5 protein-coding genes are annotated in these 6,352 nt (G+C 42.9%); 4 read left to right on the forward strand and 1 reads right to left on the reverse strand.

Features of this window, described 5'->3' with window-relative positions; genetic code table 11:
- Nucleotides 1-108: 108 nt before the first annotated feature.
- Nucleotides 109-711, forward strand: coding sequence for a potassium channel family protein (locus P8O16_RS04320; protein ID WP_300311233.1), 603 nt, complete (start codon nt 109-111; stop codon nt 709-711).
- A gap of 216 nt (nt 712-927) precedes the next feature.
- Here the strand turns inward: P8O16_RS04320 and P8O16_RS04325 are convergent, their stop codons facing one another.
- Nucleotides 928-1,350, reverse strand: a complete 423-nt coding sequence (locus tag P8O16_RS04325) for a hypothetical protein (protein ID WP_300311225.1) — start codon at nt 1,348-1,350, stop codon at nt 928-930.
- Nucleotides 1,351-1,609: 259 nt separating this feature from the next.
- On the opposite strand from P8O16_RS04325, the gene P8O16_RS04330 reads away from it, so the two are divergent.
- From P8O16_RS04330 to P8O16_RS04340, 3 genes are all read left to right on the forward strand, one after another.
- Entirely contained in the window at nt 1,610-1,987 is a 378-nt protein-coding gene (locus P8O16_RS04330; RefSeq protein WP_300311227.1) for a hypothetical protein, read from the forward strand.
- 796 nt (nt 1,988-2,783) lie between these two features.
- The gene (locus P8O16_RS04335; RefSeq protein WP_300311229.1) at nt 2,784-3,875 is read left to right on the forward strand and encodes a serine hydrolase; all 1,092 of its coding nucleotides are present in this window, start codon (nt 2,784-2,786) and stop codon (nt 3,873-3,875) included.
- 348 nt (nt 3,876-4,223) lie between these two features.
- Nucleotides 4,224-6,047, forward strand: a complete 1,824-nt coding sequence (locus P8O16_RS04340) for a Xaa-Pro dipeptidyl-peptidase (protein ID WP_300311231.1) — start codon at nt 4,224-4,226, stop codon at nt 6,045-6,047.
- Nucleotides 6,048-6,352 lie beyond the last annotated feature (305 nt).

Consider the following 6,352-nt stretch of genomic DNA (forward strand, 5'->3'; position numbering starts at 1 on the left):
AGAAACCCGTACAACTGTCGGGAGCAATTTGGATTTGAAGACGGAAGTAATTCTTTCTATTTTCACTGGTATTAAGATCACACATGAAAAAAAATCAGCTTTTTAAACCTGCTTATCCTCGTACTGTCCATCTATGTCTTAGGGGCATTGGTGATTGATGCTCTTTTTGTACTTCCAGAGGAAATAAGCCGTTTGCTCCAAATTTTTGACGTAGTAATCTGTGCCGTATTTTTCCTGGACTTCTGTATTCAATTTTACAAGGCTGAGAATAAGTTGAAATTTATGCGCTGGGGTTGGATTGACTTAGTGGCAAGTATTCCTATGATGGACGCCCTACGGCTAGGAAGGCTGGTCCGGCTGATTCGTATACTTCGAGTCATTAAGGCATTCAAAAGCCTAAAGGATTTCATGGATTCCTTTTTCCTTGACAAAGCCAAAGGGACTTTGAATTCAGCATTGCTTATAGCCATACTGATGATTATATTCTCCTCTATCTCAATGATCCAGGTTGAGACTGATCCAGAAAGTAACACTACAACCGCAGGAGATTCGCTTTGGTGGGCATTTGTTAAGATTACCACCGTAGGATATGGAGATTTATTTCCAGTGAGACTTGAAGGCAGATTGATTGCGATGGTTTTGATGACCACCGGTGTAGGATTATTTGGAACGTTCACAGCGTATGTCGCCAGTTGGTTTGTAAAAGAGTAATGTTATGAAAAAGATAATTTTATTTTTCCTGCTTTTCCTGGTTGCGGCTGTTGGATATGGTCAAACGATTAAGATGTACCCCGTCTGGGAGTAGTCAGATCGTTCTTAGTCCCCCGTCTGGGTGTAGTCAGATCATCGTCTAAGCGTAGTTTGTAACTACGCTTTAATATTTTCAGGATTTTATTTCTAAGTAAATCGGTAAAAGGCGCAAAAAAATTATTTTTTGAAATATTGTCGATTAGTCCCGAAGTTAGATGCAAAGGCCTCCATCTTAATCCAAGCATCATTTTCAACTCCTGATTTCTTCCATTCCAAGAGCCAATCCGACCCTTGAGTATTAAGTACACCATTCGCTGCTTCGTTTATTAGCTTAGCTTGAATCTGGACTTTATCATCAATAATTGAAACTATTAGCCTGTACTTAATCCATCTTACATCTTTCCATTCCGTTGTAATTGTTTGAAAATCGGAATTAGAATCCGCTAATTGATAACCGTCTTGGATAAGCTGTTTTCCTGCAATTTGAAATAGGTTTTCTTTTTCAGAAATGACTACCAGAGTGTTTGCTCCTTTGAAAGGTTCACTTTGACCAAAAGTTAATAAAGGGAAAAACAAGAGGATGAAAAGTAAATTTTTCATTTTTGGTAAAATTGAAATTTTGAGATTTATATTTTTTGCTTCTGATAAAGATAAAAACTAAATCAATATCAGCGCGGTTTTAAAATTTAACCTCCTCGTCTGGGTGTTTCAGATCCTTTTGCTTGGCGTAGCTTACCGGCTCATCTAAAAAGGCCTACAGGATACTTTCTTTAACATTCAAGGCGCATCAGGTGTTTGGTCTGTGGTTTAGTTCTTCAGCCGACACATAAACCGTTTTACTCAAGCAAAAAAGCAACCCATGACAAGTAGATTAGATTTAAGACCAATTATTAAAACAAAAGAGTTCGAGAAAAGCACAGATGAAGAAAAATTTCAGACTCTCACCCTGCGCCCTATTCTAAAACTTCAAAATGACCTTTTACTTGGGCTTTTCAAAAATCACATTACTGAATCTAAGATCATGTATTATTCTTTATCACCTGAAAACAAGGTTCTCTTTATAGAAAACAGCTTACAGAAAAACATCGTGTTAAAGAACAAATTGATCGGAGTTACCCTTGGCATGCTCACTATTGAAGAATTAGCTGTGTACAGCGCAAATACCAACCTGTACAATAAAAGAATCATGAGCCTTTTAATAGAGCGAATCAGAAGCCAAATCAGCCTACTCGGCTGAGTGTGTTCAGATCGTTCTTGGCGATGAGTGTAGTTTGCCTACCCATCGTCTGGGTGTAGTCAAATCGTTCTTCTAAGCGTAGTCCGCGACAATTGTCGGGAGCAACTACGCTTTTATATTTTTGAGGAATTTGTAATTCCTTCTCTCCTTTCTGATTATGCTTTTACACCTTAAAAAACGACTAATTAGAGGTTTGGAACGACTATCTCGAGGTTCGGAACGACTATTTCTAGAATCAGAACGTCTATCTCGAGGATTCGAACTACTAATTCGAGATTCAGAACGACTATCTCGAGGTTCAGAACTATTATCTCGAGGATCAGAACATGTATCTCGAAGATCAGAACGTGTATCTCGAGCATCAGAACGACTAATTCGAGGTTTAGAATTACTATTTCGAAGATCAGAACTACTATCTCGAAGATCTGAACGAGTATTTCCAGACCTTTTACCTCGATGGAATCATTCCAAAAAGAAATAAAAAAAATACCGCCTGCTCAAGAAGCAGACGGTATCTGAATTTCAATCAATTCTTAATCAATTTAATCGTCTAGCCCCGTCTAGGTGTAATCAGATTATTTCTTAAAGCTTTGTCTAAGCGTAGTTCGCCCCCTCCTTTTGCTATAGGATAAAAGACCCGTACCTACCCGCTAACCCATAGCAAGTGGAAGCTCTTAGCCAATCAAACCTTGGCAATTCCGGAGAAATAACAAGATCCTCATATTTACAATTTAGCGTACTTTTAACTCAAATTTGGCCCAGAGTCGAATCCAAAGAACTTTACAACCCATACTTTATGAAATCGCTACACCGCCTCCTCGGAATTGCACTTTTGGCCACTGCTTGGAATCAAGTGCAAGCCCAAAACTTTCAACAGGTCCTCCAATCAGAAATCACGGAGTCGAATCCGGGAATCTTATTCACTGTTGAATCCGGAGATGAAAGTTTTTCCTGGTCAGGAGCGGCAGGAATAAACGATCAGTCCCTCGGTGACTCTTTGCAAATCGAAGAAACTTTCCGCATCGCTAGCGTCACGAAGACTTATGTCGCAGCAGGCATACTCCGACTGATGGAAAAGGGCGTTCTGAAACTTGATGACCCAATTTCCAAACACATCTCTCAGGAACATGCGGAGATTCTGTCTCAGGATTATGACTTGGATCTAATTACCATTCGGCAAATTTTAAGGCATTCAGCGGGCTTTTTTGACCACACAAATGCACCTGAGTTCTTTGAAATAGTCCTCGGAACTACAGATCACGAATGGACCCGAACCGAACAATTGAAGATGGGTGTGGAAAAAGGAGATCCCATTGGCCCTCCGGGAGAGCAGTTTAGCTATTCGGATACAGGCTATGTGATCTTGGGTGAGTTGATCGAAAAGTACACTGGCAAAAGCCTGGACGCTGGTCTTAAGGAATTGCTCGGAATAGAGGCACTCGGACTCGAGCGAACTGACTTTGAAAGAATGGACCCAATAACTGATCAGCTGCGGATTCATCAATATTTCCAAGGACGCGACACGTATGAATTCAGCCCCACGATGGATTATTATGGCGGGGGAGGAATCCTGTCAACTTCACAGGAACTGGTAGATTTCTTTCAGGCCCTTTTTCAGGGAAAAGTCTTTGAGAAAGCTGAAACACTGGAAATCATGCTGGAGCCGGTGACCTACGAAACCAAGGCAAGAATGGATTACCAAATGGGCATGTATAAAATTAAGATCAATGGATTCGAGGCTTTTACTCATTCCGGTTTTTGGGGAACCCAGGTGATTTATATCCCCGAATTAAATCTCTACATGGCTGCAAACTACTCAGGAGGCTGGAGAGGAAGCGCGGTAGCTCCGATTTTTGCAAAGATCCTGCTGGAAAAAGGGGAAAACTAGGCCAATAAATGGATTTAATTTTAGGCCATAGTGAATGGAAGCGATTAGCAAATCACACCATGTTGATTCCGGAGGAGGGGTTAACGTGATTTTGAGAAAAATTCTAAAAATCTCAGTTCCTCCCGACTGGGCGTAGTACAATCATTGCCTAGGCGTAGTTTGCCTCACCTACTCCTGACAATTGTCGCGGTCCGGCCCAAGGCTAAAAACACCCGCCGCGGCGGGCTATTTTTTTAACGCCTTGTTCTGCTTTTATAGTATCAAGAAAGCTATCTCATAAAAGAATACCTTCAAATATCTCATTTTGCCTTATATTGACTCACCTTATAAAATCAATAACGCACAATTATGAAACTCCTCAAGCAGGCCGCACTTTTTCTCCTTTTTCTAGGAATGGGAGCTCACCCCCTACTCGCACAAGTCAAACCTATTTTTGAAAACGGGGAAGCCCAAATCATCCCGGAACTGAAAGATTCCGCCAACTGGATCCGTACTGATCTCTGGGTGGAAACGGAATTTGACACCGACGGAGACGGTAAAAAAGACCGGATGCATGTGGATGTAACCCGGCCGAAACAAACCGAGACGGAGGGACTTAAGCTTCCTGTGGTCTATGCCAGCAGCCCCTATTATGCAGGCACGGCAGGAAACGCTCCTCTCTTTTGGGAGGTAAAACATGAATTGGGTGACTCAGCTCCTCCAAGAAACCAATTCGAGGTCGTACGCACAGGTGAGCGGCCGATCATCTCTAATTCCGAAATTATGCTATGGGTCCCTCGTGGCTACATTGTGGTTCACTCCTCCTCTCCGGGCACCGGACTTTCCCAGGGATCGCCAACCGTCGGTGGAGACAATGAATCCTTAGCACCAAAGGCCGTGATCGAATGGCTCACCGGCAAAGACAATGGCTATACTACGCCGGATGGAAATGAAAAAGTGTACGCATTTTGGTCCACCGGGAAAGTGGGAATGACAGGAACTTCCTACAACGGTACGCTTCCTCTGGCAGCAGCAACTACTGGCATAAAAGGCCTTGAGGCCATAATCCCCATCGCTCCTAATACATCCTATTATCATTATTACAGATCCAATGGACTCGTCCGATCACCGGGAGGATATCTGGGAGAAGACATCGATGTATTGTATGATTTCATCCATAGCGGCGATGAATCCAAAAGAGCCTACAGCAATAAAACAGTCCGTGATACAGAAATGGCCCAAGGCATGGACCGAGCCAGCGGCGACTACAATGACTTCTGGGCTGGCCGTGACTACCTCAATGACATGGGCCCAATGAAAGCAGCACTGTTGATGTCGCACGGTTTCAATGACTGGAACGTGATGCCGGAGCACAGCTATAGAATTTATGATGCAGCTCGCGCCAAAGGAATTCCAGCTAAAATCTTTTATCATCAAAACGGGCATGGCGGGCCTCCTCCATTTTCGATGATGAATCGTTGGTTTACCCGCTACTTGCATGGAGTGGAAAATGGTGTGGAACAGGAACCAAAAGCCTGGATAGTCCGTGAGCAGGATGAGCGTAGCAATCCAACCCCTTATGCGGATTTCCCGAATCCTCAAGCTTCCCCAGTAAGTTTTTACCTGAGTGCTGGAGCTCCTGCAGCAGGTGGAATGGGACTGGAGAAAATGACTTCCGGAAAGCATGAAACTTTGGTTGATAACTATTCCTTTCCAGGATCTGCGCTGGCGCAGGCAGATTACACCGAGCATCGCTTGCTCTATCTTAGCCCTGTACTCAAAGAGCCGGTTCATATTTCAGGAATTCCAAAAATTACTGTCAAAATAGCAGCCAATAAACCTGCAGCCAACCTTTCAGTTTGGTTGGTTTCCCTGCCTTGGACAGAAGGGAGAAATGCAAAAATCACGGATAATATCATTACCAGAGGCTGGGCAGATCCACAAAACCACGCTTCCATCCGTAAAGGAGAGCCTTTGGTGCCGGGGAAGTTCTACGAGGTAAGCTTTGACTTGCAGCCGGACGATCAGATCATCGCAGCAGGCCAGCAGATTGGTTTGATGATCTTTTCCTCAGATGCCGAGTTCACAATTTTACCTAAGCCCGGCACAGAACTGACGATAGATCTAGATGGAACTGTATTGACCGTTCCAGTGGTGGGAGGAAAAGCTGCTGTGGAGAAGGCGGTGAAATAGTCTGGTGTGGAGAAAATGCCGGATAAACTCGATGATATTCAGATCAGAGCTTTGTATATTTTCAACCAAGGAAAACCAATTCGACCTATTTAGGAATTACTTGTCACTACTTGTTCCGAACAATTTCAAGAAGCGGTCAATTAATATTTGACTAAGTTCAAAATCCCATTGAGTCATTAAATATTAAATATGTATATCCGCAAAGATGCCAGTAGCCAAATAAGTTAGAAGTGACAGCCAGTGACAATCGCTTTCTTGCGATCTTAACGGGTACTAAATTAGGTCAAAATAAACGGTTTTGACCA

Origin of the sequence: Algoriphagus sp., assembly GCF_029254265.1 — a bacterium.
GTDB lineage: Bacteria > Bacteroidota > Bacteroidia > Cytophagales > Cyclobacteriaceae > Algoriphagus.